This is a genomic window from Rhodothermus profundi (assembly GCF_900142415.1).
Classification (GTDB): domain Bacteria; phylum Bacteroidota; class Rhodothermia; order Rhodothermales; family Rhodothermaceae; genus Rhodothermus; species Rhodothermus profundi.
The window spans coordinates 436,394-460,707 of sequence record NZ_FRAU01000001.1 but is presented as its reverse complement, the minus strand read 5'-3'; the positions used below and the strand labels follow the sequence as shown (position 1 = coordinate 460,707).

20 protein-coding genes are annotated in these 24,314 nt (G+C 60.4%); 18 read left to right on the top strand and 2 right to left on the bottom strand.

Translation table 11 applies throughout. The features are described from left to right. Positions 1-11 precede the first annotated feature (11 nt). The 14 genes from BUA15_RS02020 (at position 12) to BUA15_RS01955 (ending at position 17,600) form a co-directional block, all read left to right on the top strand. Positions 12-281 (top strand): HPr family phosphocarrier protein, encoded by a 270-nt coding sequence (locus BUA15_RS02020; protein ID WP_072714283.1) that lies wholly within the window; start codon positions 12-14, stop codon positions 279-281. Positions 282-295: 14 nt separating this feature from the next. Then, positions 296-2,128 carry a phosphoenolpyruvate--protein phosphotransferase gene (gene ptsP / locus BUA15_RS02015; RefSeq protein WP_072714282.1) on the top strand — a complete coding sequence of 611 codons (1,833 nt, stop codon included), beginning with the start codon at positions 296-298 and terminating at the stop codon, positions 2,126-2,128. A 39-nt stretch (positions 2,129-2,167) separates the two neighbouring features. Then, positions 2,168-3,211: a bifunctional phosphoglucose/phosphomannose isomerase gene (locus BUA15_RS02010; RefSeq protein WP_072714281.1), complete on the top strand. Its 1,044-nt coding sequence runs from the start codon at positions 2,168-2,170 to the stop codon at positions 3,209-3,211. A gap of 191 nt (positions 3,212-3,402) precedes the next feature. Beyond that, the gene (locus BUA15_RS02005; RefSeq protein ID WP_072714280.1) at positions 3,403-4,773 is read left to right on the top strand and encodes an alkaline phosphatase; all 1,371 of its coding nucleotides are present in this window, start codon (positions 3,403-3,405) and stop codon (positions 4,771-4,773) included. Positions 4,774-4,777: 4 nt separating this feature from the next. Next, positions 4,778-6,472 carry a DEDD exonuclease domain-containing protein gene (locus tag BUA15_RS02000; protein WP_084660495.1) on the top strand — a complete coding sequence of 565 codons (1,695 nt, stop codon included), beginning with the start codon at positions 4,778-4,780 and terminating at the stop codon, positions 6,470-6,472. A gap of 70 nt (positions 6,473-6,542) precedes the next feature. Next, complete coding sequence (locus BUA15_RS01995; protein WP_072714279.1) at positions 6,543-7,631, top strand: hypothetical protein; 1,089 nt, start codon at positions 6,543-6,545, stop codon at positions 7,629-7,631. A 288-nt stretch (positions 7,632-7,919) separates the two neighbouring features. After that, entirely contained in the window at positions 7,920-9,557 is a 1,638-nt protein-coding gene (locus BUA15_RS01990) for a Ppx/GppA phosphatase family protein (RefSeq protein ID WP_072714278.1), read from the top strand. Positions 9,558-9,660: 103 nt separating this feature from the next. Continuing rightward, a complete protein-coding gene (locus BUA15_RS01985) occupies positions 9,661-10,173 on the top strand; it encodes an NADH-quinone oxidoreductase subunit J family protein (RefSeq protein ID WP_072714277.1) in 513 nt (170 codons plus the stop codon). A 24-nt stretch (positions 10,174-10,197) separates the two neighbouring features. Beyond that, positions 10,198-10,503 carry an NADH-quinone oxidoreductase subunit NuoK gene (gene nuoK, locus BUA15_RS01980; RefSeq protein ID WP_072714276.1) on the top strand — a complete coding sequence of 102 codons (306 nt, stop codon included), beginning with the start codon at positions 10,198-10,200 and terminating at the stop codon, positions 10,501-10,503. Between the two features lie 37 nt (positions 10,504-10,540). Continuing rightward, entirely contained in the window at positions 10,541-12,529 is a 1,989-nt protein-coding gene (gene nuoL / locus BUA15_RS01975; protein WP_072714275.1) for an NADH-quinone oxidoreductase subunit L, read from the top strand. A gap of 32 nt (positions 12,530-12,561) precedes the next feature. Then, positions 12,562-14,178, top strand: a complete 1,617-nt coding sequence (locus BUA15_RS01970) for a complex I subunit 4 family protein (protein ID WP_072714274.1) — start codon at positions 12,562-12,564, stop codon at positions 14,176-14,178. Between the two features lie 11 nt (positions 14,179-14,189). Next, positions 14,190-15,764, top strand: a complete 1,575-nt coding sequence (locus BUA15_RS01965) for a sodium:proton antiporter (RefSeq protein WP_072714273.1) — start codon at positions 14,190-14,192, stop codon at positions 15,762-15,764. A gap of 9 nt (positions 15,765-15,773) precedes the next feature. Then, positions 15,774-16,073 carry a 4a-hydroxytetrahydrobiopterin dehydratase gene (locus BUA15_RS01960; RefSeq protein ID WP_072714272.1) on the top strand — a complete coding sequence of 100 codons (300 nt, stop codon included), beginning with the start codon at positions 15,774-15,776 and terminating at the stop codon, positions 16,071-16,073. Positions 16,074-16,094: 21 nt separating this feature from the next. Further along, complete coding sequence (locus BUA15_RS01955; RefSeq protein ID WP_072714271.1) at positions 16,095-17,600, top strand: NADH-quinone oxidoreductase subunit N; 1,506 nt, start codon at positions 16,095-16,097, stop codon at positions 17,598-17,600. A gap of 221 nt (positions 17,601-17,821) precedes the next feature. Here BUA15_RS01955 and BUA15_RS01950 read toward each other — a convergent pair whose 3' ends face one another. Together BUA15_RS01950 and BUA15_RS01945 are read right to left on the bottom strand one after the other, a co-directional pair. After that, complete coding sequence (locus BUA15_RS01950; RefSeq protein ID WP_072714270.1) at positions 17,822-19,108, bottom strand: HAF repeat-containing protein; 1,287 nt, start codon at positions 19,106-19,108, stop codon at positions 17,822-17,824. Positions 19,109-19,563: 455 nt separating this feature from the next. Continuing rightward, positions 19,564-20,772, bottom strand: coding sequence for a class I SAM-dependent rRNA methyltransferase (locus tag BUA15_RS01945; protein WP_072714269.1), 1,209 nt, complete (start codon positions 20,770-20,772; stop codon positions 19,564-19,566). Here BUA15_RS01945 and BUA15_RS01940 point away from each other — a divergent pair. The 4 genes from BUA15_RS01940 (at position 20,750) to BUA15_RS01925 (ending at position 24,305) form a co-directional block, all read left to right on the top strand. After that, on the top strand, positions 20,750-22,039 hold the full coding sequence (locus BUA15_RS01940) for a PorV/PorQ family protein (RefSeq protein ID WP_245771882.1): 1,290 nt from the start codon (positions 20,750-20,752) through the stop codon (positions 22,037-22,039). The genes BUA15_RS01945 and BUA15_RS01940 overlap by 23 nt on opposite strands. A 39-nt stretch (positions 22,040-22,078) precedes the next feature. Next, on the top strand, positions 22,079-23,140 hold the full coding sequence (gene mtnA / locus BUA15_RS01935) for an S-methyl-5-thioribose-1-phosphate isomerase (protein WP_072714268.1): 1,062 nt from the start codon (positions 22,079-22,081) through the stop codon (positions 23,138-23,140). Between the two features lie 6 nt (positions 23,141-23,146). Continuing rightward, positions 23,147-23,896 carry a TonB family protein gene (locus tag BUA15_RS01930; RefSeq protein ID WP_072714267.1) on the top strand — a complete coding sequence of 250 codons (750 nt, stop codon included), beginning with the start codon at positions 23,147-23,149 and terminating at the stop codon, positions 23,894-23,896. 142 nt (positions 23,897-24,038) lie between these two features. Next, positions 24,039-24,305 carry a MoaD/ThiS family protein gene (locus BUA15_RS01925; RefSeq protein WP_072714266.1) on the top strand — a complete coding sequence of 89 codons (267 nt, stop codon included), beginning with the start codon at positions 24,039-24,041 and terminating at the stop codon, positions 24,303-24,305. Positions 24,306-24,314 lie beyond the last annotated feature (9 nt).

Here is a 24,314-nt window from a genome sequence, read left to right as displayed (position 1 = left end):
CTTTCTGGCCTATGATTGTCCGAGAAGTCGTGGTCAAAAACAAATCCGGGTTGCACACGCGGCCGGCTTCGATGATTGTGCGCACGGCCTCGCGTTTCAAGTCGGATTTTTTTATCGAAAAGGACGGATACGAAATCAATGGAAAGAGTATTATTGGCGTGATGACCCTGGCAGCAGAACCCGGCGCCCGATTAAAGCTTATCTTTGATGGAGAGGACGAGCACGAGGCGGCGGAGGCCATTGTCGCGCTGTTCGAGCAGGGCTTCGGGGAAATTGAATAAGTCAGGAGGCAGGCATGGAGCAGCGGCAGGTCCAAACGGAAGCGCAAGAACGCGTTTTTGTAGGGATCCCGGCGGCTCCAGGCATCGCCATTGGACCGGCGTATCTGTTTAACAAGCGGGAAGTGGTCGTAGAAGCCCGGCGCATTTCAGAGGCTGAAGTAGCGGCTGAGCTGGAACGGTTCGAACAGGCGGTGCAGCGAGCCGAACGCGACTTGGACAAAATCAGCTCAGTAGCCCGGGAAAAACTGGGAGAAGAAAGTGCAGCGGTCTTTGAAGCGCAGCGATTGATGCTGCGCGATGCCGAACTGTACGATCGCATCCGGGAGTATATTCAAACCCATCACTGCAACGCAGACTATGCCGTAGCGCAGGTTCTTGATGAGCTCATCCAACGCGTGGAAGTCCGCAGCAACGCGTACCTGCGGGAGCGACTGGCCGACCTGATTGATGTGAAGGAACGTCTGATCCGGCATTTGCGACGGGAAAAGCTGCTCTCAGCGGTCGATCCCGAACACATCATCGTCGCTGAAAACCTCTCAGCCGCTGACGTCGTGCTCTTTAGCCGACGCGGCATCCTGGGGTGCGCGACCGACCACGGCGGCCCCACCTCGCACGTGTCAATCATGGCCCGGGCCCTGGGGGTGCCGGCCGTGGTAAGCCTGCACGGCCTTTCCGACAGCGTGCAGACCGGCGATCTGGTCATTTTAGACGGTATTCAAGGACGCGTTGTGGTCAACCCGCGTCCTGAGACCCTGGCAGTTTATCGAACCCGCCAGGAGCGCTATCGACGGCTCCTACAGGATCAGCAACACCTGATTCCGCTGCCGGCGGAAACGCTTGACGGACATCGCTTTATCCTTCGAGCCAACCTGGAACTGATCGAAGAACTGGACCTGCTGAAAAAGTTCGGGGCCGAAGGAATCGGGCTGTTCCGCACCGAGGTGCTCTTCCTGATGCGGGGACCGCTAAACGTCTCGGAAGACTATCAACTACACGTGTATCGCCAGATTATCGAACGCGTAAAGCCAGAACCCACTACGTTTCGTTTGCTCGATCTGGGCGGCGACAAGATGCTGCCCATTGCGCACCGGGAACATAATCCGTTTCTGGGATGGCGCGGATTGCGGGTATTGCTGGACCGTCCGGAACTCTTGCTGCCGCAACTGCGGGCGCTGCTGCGAGCCAGTGCACATGGCCCGGTGCGCATTCTGGTGCCCATGGTAACCGCGCTGGACGAGTACCACCGGTTCCTAGAGATTCTGGAAAAGGTCAAGTCTGAATTGCGGGCGCGCGGAGAACCCTTCGACGAAACCGTGCCAGTAGGTATTATGGTTGAGGTGCCCTCCGTTGCGCTCATGGCTGATCTGTTTGCCGAAGAAGCGGACTTCTTTTCCATTGGAACAAACGACCTGACGCAATACACGCTGGCTGTCGATCGCGGCAACGACCTGGTTTCGCAGCGCTATGAAGCCCTGCATCCAGCCGTATTGCGCCTGGTTAAGCATACCATTGAGGCCGGTCATCGGCACGGGATTCCGGTGAGTCTGTGTGGCGAGCTGGCAGGCGATCCGCAGGCCACGCCTATTCTGGCTGGCATGGGATTGGATGAATTCAGTGCAGCCCCACCGTATTTACCGGAAGTAAAGCGCGTGATTCGGGCGATGCAGTTCCAGGAGGCGCAGGCGTTGGCCGCTCAGGCATTGCAGTGCCGCACGGCCAGTGAAGTCTCGGCGCTGGTCAACGAGTGGTTGCAGGAGCACGGCTGTGGGTTGCTGCAGTACATGCAGGCCGATGAGCCCATGACAGGCAATGGGCGTACGGCCCCTTCCAGTTTGCAAGCGTCTTGAAGCCTGTAACAGATAAACCGTAGTACCAGCATTCGTACCATGCGACTTGAAGACATTCGTCGGGTAGACCCGCAGGGCATGTACGACGCCATTCGGGAGTTTCCAGAGCAGTGGCGTCGCGGGCGGGCGCTAGCCCGGGCTTTTGATCCAGGCTTTACGCTGGAAGGCAAAGATCACCTGGTCATTGCCGGGATGGGCGGGTCGGCCATCGGGGGAGACTTGCTCCGCACGCTGGTGGCCGACACAGCCCGGCTGCCGGTAACCGTCGTCCGGCATTATCAACTGCCCGGTTTTGTAACCGAACGCTCCGTTGTCATCGCTTCCAGCTATTCGGGAAACACCGAAGAAACGCTGGCGGCCTACGAGGAAGCGCGGGCGCGCGGCGCAACAGTTCTCTGCGTAGCTTCCGGGGGCGAGCTGCTGCGACGTGCCCGCGCCGAAGGCGTGCCGTTCTTGCAAATTCCGGGCGGTCTGCAACCCCGCGCAGCGCTGGGCTACTCGTTTACGGCGCTGCTCACGATCGCCGAGCAGGTTGGCCTGGTGGCTCCTGATGAAGCTGCCTGGAATGAAACGCAGGAGCTGCTAGAGCAGCAAAGTGAGATCTTTGGGGATCCGTCCGGCAATGATGCCCTGGAGCTGGCCGAGGCGCTGCAGGACCGACTGCCGTTCATCTACAGCGGCGCAGGGCTCATGGAGGCCGTCAACCTGCGCTGGCGCTGCCAGATCCAGGAAAATGCTAAACGGTTGGCCTCAGGGAACGTCTACCCCGAGTTGAACCACAATGAAATTATGGGCTGGGAATACCCGGGCCCCCTCCATGAAACCATCGGGGTGATCGTCCTGCGCGACCGCGAAGATCACCCCCGGGTCCAGCAGCGCATGGAAGTTACGCGCGAGCTGATTTCAGATCGGGCTGGCTATTGGGCCGAGGTGCAGAGCCAGGGCGAAAGCCGACTGGCACGTATGATGTCGCTGGTAAACCTGGGCGATTGGGTTAGCCTGTACCTGGCCGTGCTGCTGGGCGTTGATCCAACGCCCGTACCGCTGATCGGCCAGCTCAAAGAAACGCTGGCTCGGGTATGAAGGCAGGCAACCCGTCCCGGAGCTGGGACGGGTTTTTTCGTTAGAGGCAGGCGAAAAGAGCTGTAGTTCGGGGCTGGCCGTTCCCCTGATAGGTAATAGGTAGGACTGCCGTCTCAAGAAAGCTCCCGTGCACAGCGAACGGTTGTTGTATCTTTAGCAGAGGCCATTGTCCATGCAAACCGAAGGCAGGAATGCGCTGGATTGTATTGATAGGGTTGATGCTCTGGGGAGGGGGGATGGGAGGGTATGCCCAGTCTGGGTTGCGTCCGAAAAACCTGATCTTGATGATTGCCGACGGGTGCGGTCCGGCCAGCATCACGATGGCCCGTGACTACGCTCGGGCGGTGCTGGGCCGTACCGAACTGGCCCTGGATGCCATGCAAACCGGCGCCGTGCGCACTGGATCAACCTCCAGCCGCGTAACCGACTCGGCTGCTGGCGCAACAGCCTATGCCTGCGGCATTAAAACCTACAATGGGGCCATTGCCGTTGACACGGCCGGACGTCCTGTCGCTACGCTACTCGAAGCGGCCAGAGCGCGGGGCATGGCAACCGGTCTGGTCGTTACCAGTCGCATCACGCATGCCACACCGGCCGCTTTTGCAGCGCATGTGCCCCAGCGGGCCATGGAAAGTGAGATTGCAGCGCAGATGCTGGCCCAGCGCATCGACGTGCTGCTGGGCGGCGGGTGGGCCTACTTTCTGCCGCCTGCCGAAGGAGGACGCCGCACCGACCATCGCAACCTGCTGCGCGAGGCAGAACAGGCTGGCTACCAGGTCGTGCGCACGGCACATGCGTTTCGCCAGGGGCTGCGGCGCCCGGTGCTGGGACTGTTCGGCCCCGATCACCTGCCCTACGAAATCGATCGCAATCCAGAGAACGTCCCTTCGCTGGCTGAAATGACGCGCGCGGCCATCGCGCTGCTTCAGGAAGACCCGGATGGCTTTTTCCTGATGGTGGAGGGGAGCCGGATTGACCATGCCGGACATGCCAACGATGCCGCCGCGCACGTCCGTGAGGTATTGGCTTACGACGAAGCCGTCGCTGTCGCCCTTGATTTTGCCCGTCGCAATGGACAGACGCTGGTCGTTTCCGTGGCCGACCATGAGACAGGCGGTCTGTCGCTCGGACGCAACGTAAACGGCCGCGGCATTTATGCCTGGCATCCGGAAGTACTGGCGCGCGTGCGCGCCTCCTACGAGCAGCTTATCCCTGCCTTGCGCCAGGCAGATCGTCCCGATTCGCTCCTGAAGACATGGGCGGGGCTCGAGCGCCTGCAGGCCGATGAGCAGGCTCTGGTGCAGCAGGCCCTTGCAAATCCGGACGCCTGGCCTCACGTGGTAACCGAACTGATCGGCCGACGAGCTATCGTCGGATGGACCACAAATGGCCACACTGCCGTGGATGTCAACCTGTATGCATTTGGCCCTGGAGCCGAACACCTGGTAGGCAGCTTTGAAAACGACGAACTTGGCCGCCGCCTGGCCGAACTGATGGGATTCGACCTGCCGGCCCTTACCGAAACGCTGCGCCAGCAGGAATGGGTGGGTGAAAACTATTGAAACGATGCGCCTGGAGGCCGTCTCGTTTGTTGTCGTCGATACCGAAACGACGGGCTCGCGGGACGAAGACCGCATTATCGAAGTGGGAGCGGTGCGGGTGCAGGGGGGACAGATCGTGGATCGGTTCGCACAGCTTATCAATCCCGGTCGCTCCGTTCCATCCTTCATCACACGGTTGACGGGCATTACCACCGCTATGCTGGTCGGACAGCCAGGCGCGGCCCGGGTCCTGCCGGCTTTTCTGGAATTTCTGGGAGACGGCGTGTTAGTCGCGCATAATCTGGCCTTTGACAAGAAAATGCTGACTGCCGAACTTCGGCGGCTCGGGCTGCCCTGGCCGGGCAATCCGACGCTGTGCACGCTGCGACTGGCCCGCCGGCTGCTCCCCGGACTACCGGCCAAGGGACTCGATGGATTGATCCGTTTTTTTCAGATCACCGTGACGCATCGACACCGCGCTCTGGCCGATGCCGAGGCGACAGCTCAGGTGCTGCTGCGGCTGCTGGAAGAGGCGCGGCGCCAGTACGGCATCGAAACACTGGAGGCGTTGCTACGCTTTCAGCAGCAGCGTTATCCCCGTTGTAAGAAGGCGAGTCCGCTGATCCGGCTGCGCGAGACATTGCTGCCACGTCTCCCGGAAGCGCCCGGCGTTTATCTATTTCGAGATGAACGCGGGCGGCTGTTGTACGTAGGCAAAGCACGCAATCTGCAGGCGCGTGTGCGACAGTACCTGACTGCTGTGGAAGCCCATCCGCCGCGGTTGCGCCAGCTCGTGCAGGAAATCCGTCAGATCGAATGGCACTGCACAGCTACTGAATTAGAAGCACTGCTGGAGGAGTCCCGGCTTATCAAGAGGTATCAGCCCCGATATAATCGACTGCAGCGTCGCTATCGCGCCCGTCCGTTTTTGCGACTGGCATTGCAGGAGGATCCACCCGTGCTCTCGCTCACGTCGGTGCTGCTCGACGATGGTGCCGAATATTATGGCCCGCTGGCAGGACGTCGGCAGGGACGTCAGATGCTCGAAGCCCTGCAGGAAATGTTCAACGTGCCCCGCCACAATGCGCATTTAACCCTGGCCGGCCCCTGTCCACTGGCCGAGAGCAGCGCCTGCGGAGACGCCTGTGCCTCTCAGGAGACGCACGTCGCTGCCTGCGTGCGCCGGTTGCTTCGGGGACAGTCCAGGCAGCCGCTTATGCAGCTTGAGGCTCGGATGGAAGCTGCGGCCCGGCGACTGGCATTTGAGACGGCTGCCCGCTACCGAGATCAGATCCAGATGGTAACACGTCTGCTAGAAAAACCGCTGCTGGCCGATACTTCGGTGCTGGAATGCGACGCAGTGCTGCTTGTGCGCGAAGCGCCGGAACGCCTGGCCTGCTGCATTGTGCAGGCCGGCCATCCCATAGCCGTACAGGCCCTTCCCTTCCCGGCAGACCATAAGGTAATCGAGGACGCAGCCGTCTGGATTCGTCAGCATTTACCCGAGAGGCGGCCTGTTGTCTATCATCATGCGGAAGCAGAAGCGATGCAGTTGCTGATGCACTGGATGCACCGCCATCGCCATCGGCTCTGGATAATGCGCCGCGCGCCGGATGAATCAACCGATGCGTTCTACCGGCGCGTCTGCCGCGGCTTACACCGACTTGCCCGGAATCCACAAAATTCAGATAATCAGGGCGCATCGCCCTCTGGAGCATAAGCTTGGGGAAGCACAAGAGCCCGTGTTAAATTCTCCATCTGGAACCCGGTAACTTTCTGGAGAGGAAGCCATGAAGCGGTTCTTGTTACTACTGGGGAGTCTGGGAGTCATAATGTGTGGATTGGGCTGGCCTATCGCATCACAGGCCCAGGTCTGGAAGCGGCTTCAGAAAAAGATCGAAGAGGCAGCCCGTCAGAAAGCCCAGGAGCAGGCGGCAGAGGAAGCGGAGGAGGCGATGACCGGCGATGCGGACGCGGTAGCGGACTTTCGGAAACTTAAAGCGCTGCTTCCCGAGCAAGCGGCCGGGCTGCCTCGGGTGCGCGCTGAAGGTGCCAGAGAAGGAGCGTTTGGTATCAAGACAGCACGAGCCGAAGGGGTGTATGAAGCAGGAGACCGGCGCATTCGCATCCAGATTACCGATCCTGGTACGCTGCAAGGGTTGGCTACAATGGGGTATAGCTGGCTTCAGACCGAGATTGATCGGGAAGACGAAGACGGCTACGAGCGAACCCTGACCCTCGACGGGCGCCGGGCCTATGAGCGATTCACGCAATACGAAGGAGGAAGCCGGGCGGAGCTTTCCACCATTGTAGCCGATCGCTTCATTGTCAGCCTGGAGGGCGAAAATGTACCGGTCGAGCGTCTGCGGGAAGTGCTTCGGCGCATGGATCTGGAGGCGCTGGAGCAACTGGCCCAGGAACTGCAAGGGGCGGCGGCTGCAGAGCTGACCGATTTTCGGGTGCTTAAGGACATGCTGCCGGAAGCTATCGATGGGTTAACGCGGGTGGAAGCGTCCGGCGAGCGTACAGCGGCCATGGGCATGCGCGTCAGTCAGGCCACCGCCACCTACCGGGACGGTCAACGCGAGGTGCGCCTGACGATCCGAGATATGGGATCGATGCAGCATTTTATGGGCGTTGCCGCGGCCTGGTTACGTCAGGAGATCGACCGGGAAAATGAGCGGGGCTATGAGCGCACTACCCGTTACCAGGGCTATCCAGCCTACGAGAAATTTGAGCGTCTGGACGGAAACCAGATGCATGCCCAGCTTCAGGTGGTGGTGCGGGATCGGTACCTGATTGAAGTAGAGGGAACGAACGTGTCCATGGACGTGCTGTGGGCAGCGCTGGACCAGATTGATCTGCGTCGCCTTAAGTAGAGGCGACCAACGTCCCCGGCGGCAGAGCACCCACGGATTGGATTGTTGCGGGCGTGCGCTGCTCTCTGATTTTCGGAGGGAGGGCGTGCCTTAAGAAAAATTTTTGTCAAATTTGAAGGTCAGCCGATTGAAGCGTCAAGGAGTGGTCGGTTAGTGAAGGAGGATAGGCGCGTTGTGTGGACATATGCGGGCGTTCTGGGGACTTTGCTGCCTGCCCGCAGGCCATAGGGAACGGCTGGGCGTGCGCAGGGGTTGGAGGCTGCGGACCTCAGTAAACCGCCAGGCTATATGTCCGACGCGGACGAAGTGGGGGCCTGTCCGGTGCCTCTGGTGGTGGAAGAGCTGGAGCAGGCCACGCGGTCTCCGGTACGCATGTGCGTGATTGATCTGGGGACCAACTCCTTTCATGCGGTTATTGTTGATGCGTTGCCCGGTACCTTCCGGGTCGTGGATCGCTTCAAGGAAATGGTGCGGTTGGGAGAGGAGGGGTTGCAGGGCCAGTGCCTCTCAGAAGAAGCCATGCAGCGGGCCGTTCGGGCGCTTCGGCGCATTCGGTTGCTTGCGGAGGGATGGGGGGCTACGGAGTTTCTGGCCTGTGCAACCAGCGCAATTCGGGAAGCAGAGAATGGGGGTGAGCTGTTGCAGCGCATCCGGAACGAGGTGGGGTTGCACGTGCGCGTGATTGATGGCCTGCAGGAGGCCCGACTCATCTACAAGGGAGTTCGGCGAGCGGTGTCTATGCCGACACCGACGTTGATCATGGATGTAGGTGGGGGCTCGGTCGAGTTCATCGTAGGAACCAGTCAACAGCCGCTCCATCTGTTCAGCTTGAAACTGGGTGCGGCGCGCATGACGCGCCGTTTTATTCACCACGATCCGGCCACGCGGGAAGAGCTTCGCGCGTTGCGGGCTTTTTATCGGAAGCAGTTGCAGCCGGTTTTTGAGGCAGCCCGTGCTTATGGCGTGCGGGAAGTGGTCGGGTCTTCCGGCGCCATGGAGAATCTGGCTTCGGTCTGTGCCCGCAAGCGCGGCCAGGCGATGCGTTCGATCTATGAGCAGGCGTTCCCAGCCGAAGATTTTCGGCGGGTGGCGCGGCAAATCGTACGGTTGGCGCGTGCGCAGCGTCGCCGCTTACGCGGGATCGACCCCAAGCGGGTAGATCAGATTGTAGCGGCAGCTGCCTTGATCGATGTAGTGCTGAAGGAATTGGCTGTTGAACGCGTACGCGTTTCGCCCCACGCGCTTCGGGAGGGATTGGTCGTAGATTTTGTAGAGCGAAATGCGCCTTTGCTCGCTCGTCTTACGGCGTTTTCGGATGTGCGGCGTCGCAGCATTTACGAAATGGGCTGGCGGTTCGACTGGGAGTACCGTCACGCCCAGCAAGTGGCAGCCCTGGCACTTCAACTGTTTGATGCCACGCAAACGCTGCATGGCCTGGGAGCCACCGACCGTGAACTGCTGGAGTATGCAGCGTTGCTGCACGACATTGGATACCATATCAGTCACCATAGCCATCACAAGCATGGACTCTATCTGATCAAGCATGCCGATCTCCGGGGATTCACCTCGGAAGAGATCGCTGTGCTGGCCAACGTGGTGCGCTACCACCGGGGAAGTCTTCCGAAGCCCACGCACGCCGATTTTGTGGCACTGTCCGAAGAAGATCAGGCGCGGGTCTGTAAGCTGGCAGCCCTGCTCCGACTGGCAGAAGGGCTGGACCGGAGCCACAACCAGAACGTCCGGGCCCTGCATGTGCGGGTGGAGCCCGACCGGCTGGTACTTCATCTGGAAACGCGCGGTGATCCAGAACTGGAAGTCTGGGGCGTTCGGCGCAGTGCGGATCTGTTTACCCAGATCTTTGGGCGCGCCGTAGTAGTTACCGCTACGGCCAAGCCATCTCTGCTGGAAGAAACGGCTGGCCCTTAACGGGATTTTTGACAGGAAACGCTTGCCGTTGTGATGGGCGTGCTCTAATTTGGCCGACTGTTAAGCCCGCAAAAAGCCGCTGGCTAAACCCGAAACGCCCCGCATGATCACGCAACTCCTGTTTTTTCTGCTGGCCGTGACGGCCGTGGCGGCCGCGCTTGGCATGTTGATCGCGCGTAACCCTGTGTCAAGCGCGCTCTGGCTGGTGCTCAACCTGTTCTGCATTGCCGGCCTTTACCTGACGCTCCAGGCCGCGTTTCTGGGCGTAATCCAGGTGCTGATTTACGCAGGCGCCATCATGGTGCTGTTTCTGTTTGTGATTATGCTGCTGAACCTGGAGGCGCTCCCGCATCCGCGCCGGATCGACTGGGGCAAGGTGCTGGCCTTTGTGGTTGCAATGATCGTGCTGGCCCAGTTGGTCTACGTCGTGGCACTGGGGCTGGACGTGCTGCCCACCTTTGTTGCTACGCCAGAGCAGGCCGCTGCGACCGGAAGCGCGCAGGCGCTGGGACAGGAGTTGCTGACGCGGTACATCATGCCCCTGCAGGTGATCGGGATTCTGCTGCTGGCTGCTACCATTGGGGCCGTCATGCTGGCCAAGCGGCGTTTCGTGTAAACGGCGCGACCGAGAAAGGCGACTATGGAAATTACGCTGAACTGGTATCTGGCGCTGGGCGTGGTGCTTTTTACGCTGGGCGTGCTGGGGGTTTTGTTCCGGCGCAATGCCATCGTGATTCTGATGTCCGTGGAGTTGATGCTCAATGCCGTGAACCTGACGCTGGTAGCGCTCAGTCAGGCAATGGGGGATGTGTCGGGACAGGTGCTCGTGTTTTTCGTGATTTCGGTGGCCGCTGCGGAAGCGGCTGTGGGGCTGGCCATCGTGATTGCCCTGTTCCGTAAAAAGGTAACGGTGGACGTAGGCGCCTTTAACCTGTTCAAGTATTGATTGCCGAGCTTTCCGAAGCTAACCGACCTGCTCGGATATGAACCACACGATCCTGGTTGGGCTGGTGCTGCTCCTGCCACTGGTAGGGGCGATTTTTAATGGACTGGGCGGTCTGGCCTTCCCCGGGCTTCGACGCCAGAAAGGGCTGATCGGAGCGCTGGCGACGCTGGCAGTGGCTGTCCCATTCGCACTGACGCTTTACCTGTTTTTTACCTATGAAGGCGAACCGCTGCTGGTTCGCTTTTTCACGTGGATCGCCGCGGGCGAGCTGGAGCTGGCGTTCCAGTATCGGATTGATGAGCTCTCGCTCGTGATGACACTCATCGTCACGGGCGTCGGCGCACTCATCCATCTGTACTCGATCGGCTACATGTATGAGGACCGGGGCTACTGGAAGTACTTCAGCTACCTCAATCTTTTCATTTTCATGATGCTCAACCTGGTCCTCGCCGACAACCTGACGCTGCTGTTTCTGGGCTGGGAGGGGGTTGGTCTGTGTTCTTACCTGTTGATTGGCTTCTGGTATGAGGACTTCAAAAACAGTGAGGCCGCTAACAAGGCCTTTATTGTCAACCGCGTAGGCGACGCGGCTTTCCTGCTGGCGATGTTTCTGCTATTCCGGGAGGTAGGAAGCCTGGATTTTGGCGCGTTGCTGGCTGATCCGGCCGCGTTGCCATCAGGCGTGGTAGCAGCAGCCGTGCTGTTGCTGTTTATCGGGGCTACAGGCAAAAGCGCACAGATTCCGCTGTTTGTGTGGCTGCCAGACGCCATGGCCGGCCCGACGCCTGTCTCGGCCTTGATCCATGCCGCCACCATGGTGACAAGCGGCCTGTACCTGTTTGCCCGCATCTCGCCGCTGGCCCTGGCTGCACCGAGCGTGCTGGTGGTAGTGGCGCTCGTGGGAGCTCTGACGGCCTTCATGGCGGCGACCATCGCCATCACGCAGTACGACATCAAGAAGGTACTGGCCTATTCAACGGTCTCGCAGCTTGGCTACATGTTCATGGCAGCCGGTGTCGGGGCGTTCTTTGTGTCGATTTTCCACGTGCTGACGCACGCGTTTTTCAAGGCCTGCCTCTTTCTGGGATCAGGGAGCGTGATCCACGCCATGCATCACGTAGAGCATACGTTGCATAAGCGGGGGCATCACGGCCACCTTGATCCGCAGGACATGCGCAACATGGGCGGGCTGGGACGCTTCATGCCGGCTACGCGCACCACGTACCTGATCGCCACGCTGGCCATCGCGGGTTTCCCGCTGACGGCCGGTTTCTTCTCAAAGGATGAGATTCTGTTCAAGGCTTTTGAGTACGGCTACAATGGCCACGGTTACGCCTGGATTGCCTGGGGGCTGGGCGTGGTGACGGCGCTGCTGACAGCTTTCTATATGATGCGTTCGTACGTGCTTACCTTCGAAGGCACGCCGCGCTGGCCCATGGCCGACCAGGTGCATCCCCATGAGTCTCCAGCAACGATGACGGTGCCGCTGTGGGTGCTGGCCGCCCTGTCGCTGGTAGGAGGGTTCATCGGGCTGCCCGGCGTGATCGCCCACGGCGAATGGAACTTGATTCATCATTACCTGGGAACGTCGGGGGGCGGACCGGTAGCCGAGCCCGAGCTGCACGCGCACGTGCCGCTGGCTCTCGAATGGACCCTGATCGGGCTGGGAATTGCGGTTGCACTGGCAGGTTTGTACTGGAGCTGGTCGGCTTACCGCCGGCATGGGCTGGCGTACGATGAACGGCTTCGGGCGCGTTTCGGTGTCTTTTATCGGATCTGGGCCGCCAGGTACTACTGGGATGAATTCTATGATCGGGTTGTTGTGCAGCCGCTGCTCCGTTTTGCTCGCTACGGACTGGCGGTTTTTGACCAGAAAGTGGTGGACGGAGCGGTTAACGGAATCGCCCGCCTGATGGCCGAGCTGGGGCAGCGCGTGCGCCGCGTGCAAACGGGTGTTGTGCAGGCCTACGCCATGGCAATTGTGCTGGGCGTGGCCCTGGTGCTGGCGCTGATGCTGTTCGGGTAAATCACAAAAAGTTAGCCTGAAGGCAAGCTGCGATGAATCTGCCGTATTTGACTTCTATCGTCATTTTTCTGCCTTTGCTGGGCGCCCTGCTCGTGCTGCCCATGCGTCGCGTGGCCACCATTCGGTGGACGGCGCTGGTGACCACTACCGTTACATTCCTGTTGTCGCTCCTGCTATACGCGCAGTACGACCCGACCGGCAGTCCGGCCCAGCCACAGTTAGTAGATCGCATCACTGGATGGTTCCCCGGACTGGACATCCAGTACTATGTGGGCATTGATGGGCTGGGCCTGCTGCTGATCCTGCTGACTACATTGCTAGGACCTATCGTTGTTCTCTCGTCCTGGAACTATATCGACCGGCACCAGAAAGGCTATTATGCGCTGTTGCTGGTGCTTCAGACCGGCATGACCGGGGTCTTCGCCGCCTATGACCTGATTCTGTTCTACATTTTCTTTGAGTTGACGCTCATTCCTATGTACTTCATCATCGGGATCTGGGGCGGTGAAGCACGCATCTACGCAGCCGTCAAGTTTGTGCTCTACACGCTGGTCGGCTCGCTGCTGATGCTTGTCGGCATTCTGTATCTGGGGTTTGCAGCCGGCGACGCGGTTAACGAGGGCGTATTCACGACCGACTACTTCAAGTTGCTGGCCTATCATGTGCCGCTGGCCGCGCAGGGATGGCTGTTTTTCGTGTTTGCACTGGCCTTTGCGATCAAGGTACCGCTCTTTCCGCTGCACACATGGCTGCCCGATGCGCACGTGCAAGCGCCTACCGGCGGGTCGGTCATTCTGGCGGGCGTGCTCCTGAAGATGGGAACTTACGGGCTGGTGCGTTTCTGCTTGCCTTTCTTTCCCAATGCAGCCACGGATTATGCGCTCTGGCTGGCTGTGCTGGCCGTTGTGGGCATTGTCTACGGAGCTCTTGTGTCGCGCGTGCAGGCCGATGCAAAGAAGCTGGTAGCCTACTCGTCGGTGAGCCATCTGGGCTTTGTCGTGCTGGGCATCTTCGCCTTTACGGTCGAGGCGATGCAGGGCGCCATCATTCAGATGATCAATCACGGGCTTTCTACCGGCGCGCTCTTTTTGCTGGTAGGCATGCTCTATGAGCGGCGTCATACCCGGCTCATGGAAGAGTTTGGTGGGATTGCTCGCGTGATGCCGGTGTTTGCGTTCTTCCTGGTCTTTACAGCGCTGGCCTCGGCTGGGTTGCCAGGATTGAATGGTTTTGTGGGCGAGTTTATGATCCTGGTAGGGTCGTTCAAAAGCGAACTGGTAGGGAATCCGCTGCTGATAGCACTGGCTACGTCGGGGGTGATTCTGGCAGCGGTGTATTTGCTCTGGCTACTTTACCGAACGCTTTTCGGGCCGATTCAAAAGGAGGTCAATCGCACGCTCCCCGACCTGAATGCCCGCGAGGTGCTGTTGCTGGTGCCGCTGGTGGTCTTGATGCTGTGGATTGGGGTGGCACCGAAGCCGTTTCTGGATCGGACGGAGCCCACCGCACGCTTCCTGCTGGAGACGATTGAGCAGAAGCGGTTGGCTGCGTGGGAAGCGGCACAGGGATCAACCACTGCTGAACAGTACCTGAACGGGCCGGAGGACGGAGAGACCGTGCAGACCGCCAACCTTAAGGTCCACCACTAACCCGACGTCCCATGAACGCACAGCATTTGCAGGTTCCTGGAGGCGGGCTGGCGCGCGTGCTGGGCCCGCTTGTCATATGGCTGCTGCTCCCTGTAGGGAAAAGCTGGGCTCAGGAAGCACCGACTGTTGCCACGTCGGTGGTTGCAGCGGTCGAAACGTTGCCGCACGCTTCTGACACGTCCGCAGTGGCTGCCGAGGAAGCGCACACCGCAGCTGACGAGCATGGCCCGCGGCCACCCGTCTGGCTTGTGTTACCGTTTGCAATCCTGCTGATCATGATCGCCACCGGGCCCCTTTTCTATCCGCACCACTGGCACCATCACTATCCCAAGTATGCCGTCGCGCTCGGGCTGATCGTTTCGCTTTACTACATCTTCGGGCTGGGATCGACCACGCCGGTGGTGCACGCCATTGAAGAGTACCTGTCGTTTATTGCCCTGGTGGCCTCGCTGTTCATTGCAGCCAGCGGTATCTATATCAATATCAATGCAAAAGGGACGCCGCGTAACAACGTCATTCTGCTGTTTGCCGGGTCCCTCATCGCCAACCTGATTGCCACCACAGGCGCTGCTATGCTCTTTGTGCGTAGCTATATGCGCCTGAACAAAGGAAGGCTTAAGCCCTACCATCTGATCTTTTTCATCTTTCTGGTAGCGAACGTAGGCGGAGGACTGACGCCTATTGGAGATCCGCCGCTGTTCCTGGGCTTTTTGCGGGGCGTTCCCTTTTTCTGGACGCTGACCCATGTATGGTTTGTCTGGCTACCAACCGTCCTGCTGATTCTGGCGGTCTTTTATGTGATTGATGCCCGGAATAAGGCCGAGAGCCCGGATCCCGATCCATCGCAGCCGCTCTTGCAGATTCGGGGCGCCAAGAATTTTCTCTGGGTGCTGGTGATCGTGCTGTCGGTTTTTATCGACCCCAACGTTTTTGACTGGGTACCCGATCTGCGGGAACACTATCATATACCGTTCGGCATTCGGGAGATTATCATGTTTACAGTGGCCGTTCTGGCCTACAAGTTTGCCGACAAAGAGGCGCTCCGAAAGAACGAGTTTACGTTTGAGCCCATTCGTGAGGTGGGGTGGCTATTTCTGGGCATTTTTGCCACAATGCAACCGGCATTGCAACTCATCAGCATCTTTGCGCAGGAGCATGCCGAGCAGCTTACGGTGGGAATGTTCTACTGGGGGACCGGGGTGCTCTCCAGCGTACTGGACAACGCGCCAACCTACCTGAACTTCCTGGCAGCTGCCATGGGTAAGTTCGGGCTCGACGTAAACTTGCCCGAACAGGTCAGGGCCTTCGCCGAAGCGACCGTCCAACCCGGGACCTGGTTCTATCTGCAGGCGATTTCCATTGCAGCCGTATTCTTCGGCGCAATGACGTATATTGGCAATGCTCCTAACTTCATGGTGAAGGCTATTGCGGAGGAAAACAAGGTAGAAATGCCCTCCTTCATGGGCTATGTTACAAAGTACTCGCTGCCGATCCTCATTCCGATTTACTTTGTGATTTACCTGCTGTTTTACAGCGGGCTGTTTCCTACGCTGGATACTTTCTTTGAACAGTTGCTGATTCGCTAAGGAGGGGTTATGAGCCAGGTAGAACCGCTGCGCCAGGAAGCCATAGAAGAAGCGCTGGCTGAGCTGCCAGGATGGACCTATGCCGACAATCGGCTGCAAAAAACTTACACGTTTGGCAGCTTTCGGGAGGCGGTCAGTTTTATCGTCCGCATAGCATTCGAGGCAGAACAATTGAACCATCATCCCGAACTGCATAACGTATACAACCGCGTAACGCTGGCGCTGACCACGCATGCGGCCGGCAACCGGGTAACGGCCCGAGATGTGGAGCTGGCCCGTGCCATTGAGCGCATTGCCTGGGTGAAGTAACGAAAAAAGGCCTCATCCACTATGGACTTACTGGAAGCTTACCGAATGCTTCCGGCCGACCTCTGGGCAGCCTTTCCGCTGGTGCTGACAGCGGTCGTGGGACTGGCCCTGGTCGTCTGGGATGCGTTTCAGAATGATGCCCCCCCTATTCCCTGGGTAGCCGCTGGCACGCTGGCGCTGGCTCTGTTCTGGGAGCTGGGGGGACTGGAGCGTGCGCCGGAGACCGCCTTTTACGGGTTGATCCGTGTGGGCGGTATGGCGTCGTTTGTGAATGCCATTATCCTGCTAAGTGGACTCTTAACCATTGCGCTCTCGGTTCCCTACCTGAAGCGCATTCGCCATCTGCATGGTGAAGTCTATGCATTGATTCTGTTTGCGACGGTGGGGATGATTGTGCTGGCCTCGGCCAATAGCCTGATCGCGATCTTTGTGGGGCTGGAGACCATGTCGATTTGCCTGTACATTATGACCGGTCTGGTCCGCGAAGACGTAGGAGCAGGCGAGGCCGCCCTGAAATATTTCCTGCTGGGCGCGTTCTCAACAGGCTTTTTTCTGTACGGCATTGCGCTGCTCTACGGGGCCACGGGCACGATGTATCTGCCGCAGATGGCGGCGCAGCTCACCGAAGGCGTACGTCCGGTTCTGTTCTGGGCTGGCGTGGCGCTCTTGCTGATCGGCTTTCTGTTTAAGGTAGGGGCGGTGCCATTTCATATGTGGACGCCCGACGTCTACCAGGGGGCGCCGACGACGCTGACTGGTTATATGGCGGCCGCGTCGAAAGCAGCCGCTTTTGCCGCGCTGGTTCTCGTGCTGGATGCCGCTTTGCCAGCCGAGCGGTGGCAATTGCTGCTGGCGCTGGTCGCTCTGGTGACGATGGTAGCGGGCAACGTGCTGGCCCTGGTGCAGCGAAACGTAAAACGCATGCTGGCCTACTCGTCGATCGCCCATGCCGGGTATATCCTGACCGGTCTGGCTGCCGGCACTCCAGAAGGCTATGCCGGCGCGCTGTTCTACCTGCTGGTCTATGCACTGATGAACATCGGCGCTTTCGGCGTGATGGCCTTCCTGGAGTGGGACGGCAAGGAAGGGTATGAACAGACGGTCGATTCGCTGGCGGGCATCGGCTACCGACGGCCACTGCTAGGAGTAGCCATGGCGTTCTTTATGTTCAGCCTGACGGGCTTTCCTCCGCTGGCCGGATTCATTGCAAAGTACGCTGTCTTTGCACCGGCAGTGGATGCGGGGCTGACCTGGCTGGTGATTGTGGGCGTGTTGGCCAGTGTGCTGTCGGCCTATTATTACCTGCGCGTGGTGTACGTCTTCTGGATGAAATCACCGGAAGAAGCACCTGAAACGGTGCGGCAGCAGGCCTTCCCGGTACCGTGGGTGCCCCAGGCTGTGCTGGTGGTGTGCGTAGTGCTCATTGTGCTGCTGGGCGTGCTGCCAGGATTGCTGGAGGTAACGACCTCGTTTTTCCCGATGCCAGCAGCACCGCCAGCAGCAGCCATGACAGTTGGGGGACCTTGAGTAAGGCGTCAACCATAGGCAGACAAGCAGGGCCGGCTCCATAAGGAGCCGGCTTTTTCGTTCAGGCGCATGCGGATTATTTGAAGGCGTACCGTGCTTATACGCCAGATTGGGCTGCGCACCGGAAAGCCTGTGCGTGGAGAAAGCTTGGGATAAAGCAAAGCGGCGGCCGAGCAACCTTTTTTCGAGCCACCCGGCCGCCGCTTCTGCCCAGTCAGGTTCTATCGCAGGAGAAGGACTGAGCGTGTTTGCTTGAAGCGGAGCCTGCCGTTGGTCAGGGATCGGGCTTCTAACTGGTAGAGGTACAGGCCGTTACGGAGCGGTTGGCCGGCTAGATCAGTGCCATCCCAGTGCACCTGGTGCCAGCCCGGCGGCTGTGGTCCGTCGAGCAGCGTGGCCAGGCGTCGCCCCAGGACATCGTAGATGTGCAGGGTAACATAGGCCGCTTCGAAAAGCATAAAGGGGATAGTAAACTGTGCGTGGAAGGGATTGGGGTAGCCTACTTGTAGCTTGACAAAAGCAGGCGATGTAGATAGCGGGTGGGTGTTGGTGAGTTGGGGTTGGGTGTCAAGCAGAAAGGCTTCGATGCACTGCGTCTGGGCGTTGTAGCCGTAGCCTGTGATGTAGCGTCCATCGAGCGAGAGGGCTACGGCTTCAAAGAGTCGGGAACCGTCCGCAAGGAGTCTGGCGTAGCGCGTGTTCAGATCCTGGAAGCCCGTTTGAAGTGTCCATTGAAAAGCACTTCTGTTGCGGTTAGCGTCTTCAATCCACCCGATAATAATGCTCCCATCGGCCGAAACGACAGCGGCAGAGCTTGCTAATTTTCCCGGTGCTCCAAGATCTTGCATGCCAGTCTCGGAGGTCCACCGGAAAGCATGCCAGTTACCGTTAAAGTCTCTGACATATCCGACGACGACGCGGCCATCGGCCGAGACGGCGGTAGCGTAGCTCCAGTTTCCGCCGAGCGAACCGAGGTCCTGGAGACCGGTCTCGGCCGTCCATCGAAAAGCACGACGGTTGCCGCTGGTGTCCTGGATCCATCCGACAACGACGTTGCCGTCGGCCGAGACGGCGGTGGCCACGCTCCATCGGCCGCCGAGGGTTCCGAGGTCCTGGAGGCCGGACGCAGCCGTCCATCGAAAAGCACGACGGTTGCCGCTGGTGTCCTGGGCCCATCCGACAACGACCTGACCATCGGCCGAGACGGCGGTAGCGTAGCTCCAGTTTCCGCCGAGCGAACCGAGGTCCTGGAGGCCGGTCTCGGCCGTCCAGCGAAAAGCACGACGGTTGCCGTCGGAGGCCTGAGCCCATCCCACCACAACGCGACCATCGGCTGAAATAGCAAGCGCTTCGCTCTGGTCGCCACCGAGGGTTCCGAGGTCCTGGAGACCGGACTCAGCTGTCCAGCGAAAAGCACGGCGACGACTGCTGGCGTCCTGGGCCCAACCGGCAACAACCTGACCGTCAGCAGAGATAACAGAAGCGTAGCTTGCGGCGTTGTCGAGCATACTGAGGTCTGGCGTGCTGTTAGACGAGGGCCATTGAGCCTCAGGCTCCCAGGGGGTCCGGAAAGGAGCGCTGCCGTCGGCTGAATCAGATGGAGCTGGAAGACAAAAAGGACCAGCAGCGCCCTGTAATTTGCCCAACCAGGTCAGTGACTGTGCTGACGTGTTTTCTGCCAGCTTGAGGCAGAGACCCAGCAAGAGACCTGTTTTGAGCCACCGGGTGATGCGAGCAGTTTGAAAGCACTTCATAAGCCCTGACACAGGAAAAGGTTTTACGGTTGAGAAGCTTCTTTTTTTTCTGATGCCGTCAGGGAGCGTGGATAACATCTTTTAGAAAAGTTCATATTTCGATGGTTTCGCCTATATGCGGCAATTAGTACTTCGGCGAACTGTGTGGTCAGGGAGGGGAAGCAAGAGGGGGGGCAGGTTGCCGTCCGGAAAGACGCTGCAGGACTGCGTTACTGCCGCACCGGCGGGGTTTCGTCGGTGAGTTTCTGAAAGAGAAAGAACTTGAGGTAGGCCGTTTCCGGCATGGCTTCAAGCACGGGATGGTCGGGGGGCTGGGTTCCGCGGTAGAGCAGCCGCAGCGCGCAACCGGCGCGTCGGGCGCTGTAGTGGATGATTTTCAGAAAAGTGGCTTCGTCGACGGCCTGCGAGCAGGAGGCCGTGGCCAGGAGGCCACCAGGCGGAAGCAGGCGTAGGGCGCTGATGTTGATGCGTTGGTAGGCCCGACGGGCGTCGTCCAGATGGCGTTTGCTTCGGGCAAAGGCGGGAGGATCGAGCACGATCAGCTCATAGGTAGCGCCTTGGGCGACCAGCTCGCCCAGCCGGTCCAGGGCATTGGCCACATCAAAGGTCAGACGGTTCGTGTCGAGACCGTTCAGGCGGGCATTGGTGCGGGCCCGCTCCATGGCCGTTTCGGAAATGTCGAGCAGGTGCACATGCGCTGCCCCGTGCGCTGCAGCCATCAGCCCGAATCCGCCGTCGGCCGAAAACACATCCAGCACGCGGCGTCCTCGGGCCAGTCGGGCTACTACCGGGCGATGCAGCCGCTGGTCCAGAAAAAAGCCCGTCTTCAGGCCTTCCAGCACATCCACCCGAAAGCGCACGCCCTCTTCGACAATTTCCACGGGACCCCCATACTGACCGCGCAGCACGCCGCGCCGCTGCGGCAGGCCATCTTTTTCGCGCAGCGCATGGTCGTTGCGTTCAATGATCGCCCGCGGACGCAGCAGTTCCTCCAGCAGGTCAAGCAACAACTCCCGGCGTTGCTCCATGCCGTAGCAGAGGCAGGTCCAGGTGAGCACGTCCCCGTAGCGGTCGATGATGGTACCGGGCAGGCCGTCACTTTCGCTGAAGACGAGCCGGTAGTGTGTGCTGTCGCCAAAGGCCGCCTGCCGCAGCGCAAGGGCCCGCTCCAGCCGCCGCCGAAAGAAACCGGCGTCGATCTGCGCGTTGGGGTCCGGCGTCAGAAAGCGCACGGCGATCTGCGAGTGTTCATGATAGAAGCCCAGGCCGTACGTCGTGCCATCGGCTGCCGTGATCTCGACCACGTCGCCGCTGCGAGGCTCCCCCTCGATGCGGTGAAGCTGGTTGGCAAACACCCACGGATAGCCGCGGCGCAGCAGCTTATCTTTGCCGGGTTTGAGTACAACGCGGGCGCGCATGGGATCTACCGGATGGATCAGGGAACGGGGCGGGCGCCTGCCGGTTGGAGTCTCGTCCCGGGTACACCGGACCGTCCGGCGCCGCGATCCTTTGCTACTGCGAGCCAACATCAACGCGAAGCTGCAGCGCATGTTCAATCTCAGAAGACAGGCGGCTCTCTGGCTGCTGATGGGATGGTGCGGGCTGGGACTGCCGGCAACGGGGCAGCGGGTGGCCAAGTACGGCGCCGACTTTCTGGCCGGCGGGGTAGGGGGGCGGGCACTCGGGATGGGGGGGGCCTATGTTGCGCTGGCCACCGATGTGGACGCCACCTACTGGAATCCGGCCGGGCTGAGCGCGTTAGCCTATCCCGAAGTGGCCTACATGCATGCCGAGCGCTTTGCCGGGATCGTGTCGTTCGATTACGCAGCCCTGGCCTGGCCCCTCAGCGCCACATCGACGCTGGGCATGGCCGTTTTCCGCAGCGGCGTCAATGACATCAAAAACACGCTGAACGCCTGGGACCCGGTGCGCAACCGGCCCAGGCCGCAGGCCGAGTCGTTCATCGAAACGTTCTCGGCAGCCGACTATGCCTTTTACTTCAGCTATGCCCGGCTGCTGGGCGAAGATCTGGCGCTGGGCGTGTCGGCCAAAGTGGTGCGCCGGACGATCGGCGACTTTGCCGAAGCCTGGGGCTACAGCGTGGACGCGGGCGCGCGCTATCGGCTGGGCCGCTTCTGGCTGGGCGTGACGGTGCAGGACCTCTCGACGATGCTGCAGAGCTGGAGCATCAATCCCGAAGCGTTTGCGCTGGAGACGATCAATCCGGAGACAGGCCAGCCCTATACGTTTGAGGAAGCTTTCGGGCAGGAGCTGCCGAAAGGGGGCACCTATCTGGTGCTGCCTGTGCTCCGACTGGGCACGGCTTACGAGCAGCCACTGGGGCTGCACCGGCTGGTGGTGGCCGCCGATGTGGACGTGGCGTTCGACGGGCAACGAGCCTATGCCGTGAATGTGGGCGACGTGTCGCTGCATCCCCGGCTGGGCGCCGAGTTCTGGTACCGGGACGTCGTGGCGTTGCGGGCAGGCATCAACCGCCTGGCGTACTCCGAACGCTTTGGACTGGAACTGACGCCCACCGTAGGCGCTGGCGTGCGACTCCGGCACCTGACCATTGACTACAGCTTTGGCGACTTTGCCGGACTGGCTTCCGAACTGGGCTTTGCGCATCGGCTGGCCGTCCGCTTTGTGCTGGCTCGCGAACGCTGGCACCGCCCGGATGTTTAGCAGAACGGTAACGAACAAAACGGAGAGCTACGACCCATCATGATTCCGCCGCTGCAGTGGAATGACGAAGCATTTCGCGTGGACCTGCTGGATCAGACGCGGCTGCCTGTAGAAGAGCGCTGGATTCCGATCGAAACGCCCGAGCAAATGGCCGAGGCCATCCGAAAGCTTCGCGTGCGCGGAGCGCCTGCCATTGGTATTGCGGCAGCCTACGGGGTGGTGCTCGCGCTGCGCGATCCCGGAGCAGGTCCCGACGCGGTGCAGCAGGCCCTTGAACAACTCCGGCAGACGCGTCCCACGGCCGTGAACCTGTTCGGCGCACTTCAGCGCATGGAAGCGGTGCTGAAGGCCTACTGGCAGGCAGATCGGGAGACGCTCAAAGCACAGCTCCTGGCCGAAGCCCGGGCCATCGAAGCGGAGGATCGGGAAGCCGGACGTCGGCTGGGGGCCTATGGACTGGAACTGCTCAAGGACGGCATGCGCGTGCTCACGCACTGCCACACGGGCGGCGTTGCCACGTCGGGCTACGGAACGGCCCTGGCCCCGTTTATTCTGGGCAAAGAGCGAGGCGTGCGGCTCGAAGCCTGGGTGGACGAGACGCGACCGCTTTTGCAGGGCAGTCGCATCACTGCCTGGGAGTTGCTGAAAGCAGGGGTACCGGCCACGTTGATCACTGATTCTATGGCCGCGCATGTGATGCAACAGGGATGGGTCGATGCCGTGATCGTTGGTGCCGACCGCATCGCGGCCAACGGTGACGTGGCCAACAAGATTGGCACGTATGGCCTGGCCGTGCTGGCCCGGGCGCACAACATCCCGTTTTATGTGTCGGCGCCGGTTTCTACCATCGACTTTGAAACGCCGTCTGGGCAGGCGATTGTTATTGAAGAACGAGATCCGCGCGAAATCACGCATGGTTTCGGCCGGCAGACGGCCCCCGACGGCATCCGGGTCTATAACCCGGCTTTCGACGTGACGCCGGCCGCGTTGATCACGGCGATTATCACGGATCGAGGGATTCTGCGGCCGCCGTATCCCGAAGCGCTGGCTGCATTGCGCGCGCAGTTAGAGGCGGAAATTTCCACGCCGAGCACAACCTGACCCACTATGAAACGGGACGACTGGATCGGGCTGCTGACCAGCCTGGCCGTGCACGCGCTGGTGCTGCTTCTGCTAGCCTTTACGCAGGTGGAACTGACCCAGGCACCACCTCTGGGCTTCATTGAAGTGGAGCTGGGACCCTGGGCCGAGGGGCGGCCCGTCCAGCAATCCGAGCAACCCCGGCCCAACGAAGCGGCGCCGGAGTCGCCGCCTGAGACGCCTCCGGAAGAAGCTGCCGCGCTTCCCGAAAAGACGCGTCCGGTAGCGCTGCCCGAGCCTGCGCAGCCCGTCGAAGACGAGCAGCAGATCGACGAACCGGAAGAAACACGCATTGCGCCGACCCCACAGAACAATCCGGCTGAGGTTGAAAAGCCGGAGCCCGACGAAGCGGCGCAGCCGGTCCAGCCCCGGGACGGAGGCCAGGCTGACGGTTCGGCGGGAGCGGCCACCGGCAGGGAAGGCGAAGGCCAGGAGGATCAGCGTAGTGCGCCCTATCTGATCGAAGGGCTTGACCGCACGCTCGTGCAGGCGCCACTGCCGGTCTATGCCGAAAAGGTCAATGCCATTATTCGCGTGCGCATTGTGGTCGATCCCCAGGGGCGGGTGGTGCAGGCTATTCCGTTGCTCAAAGGCAATCCGGCGCTGGAGCGGGCCGTGCTGGAAGCGCTGCGTCGCTGGCGCTTCAATCCTCTGCCGCCAGGCGTGCCTCCGGAAAATCAGACCGGCGTGATTACCTTCCGGTTTCGCCTGGAATAGCATGTCACCGGTGGATGTCGCCGCTGCAAGCAGGGAGATAACGCGTGCAAATTCAGCGGTTTAACATTTCTGAAACGACCGGCCCAAAGCAGCTTGTCCTCTTGAGGAGAACGTCCTATCTTGCAGAAAAAGGACGGAGGCGATGGCGATGGGGGCTGCATCGGGCCTGTCTATTCGTCTGGGGCGGCTGCTGGCCGAGCAGGTGGGGCAGCCGTTTATTGTTGTAGCCCTTCCAGAGCAAACCGTTACGGTGGCGCAGTTGCGGCGGTTGGTAGCTGAGCAGTATCCCCGGTTGCAGTCCTGGATGGAGCATGTGCTGGTCGTCGCCGAAGGGCGCATCCTGGATAGTTCGGAAGCGGTTCCGGTCGGGCGGTCGGTAGCTTTGTTGCCGCCGCAGGCCGGTGGTTGATCCTTGTTC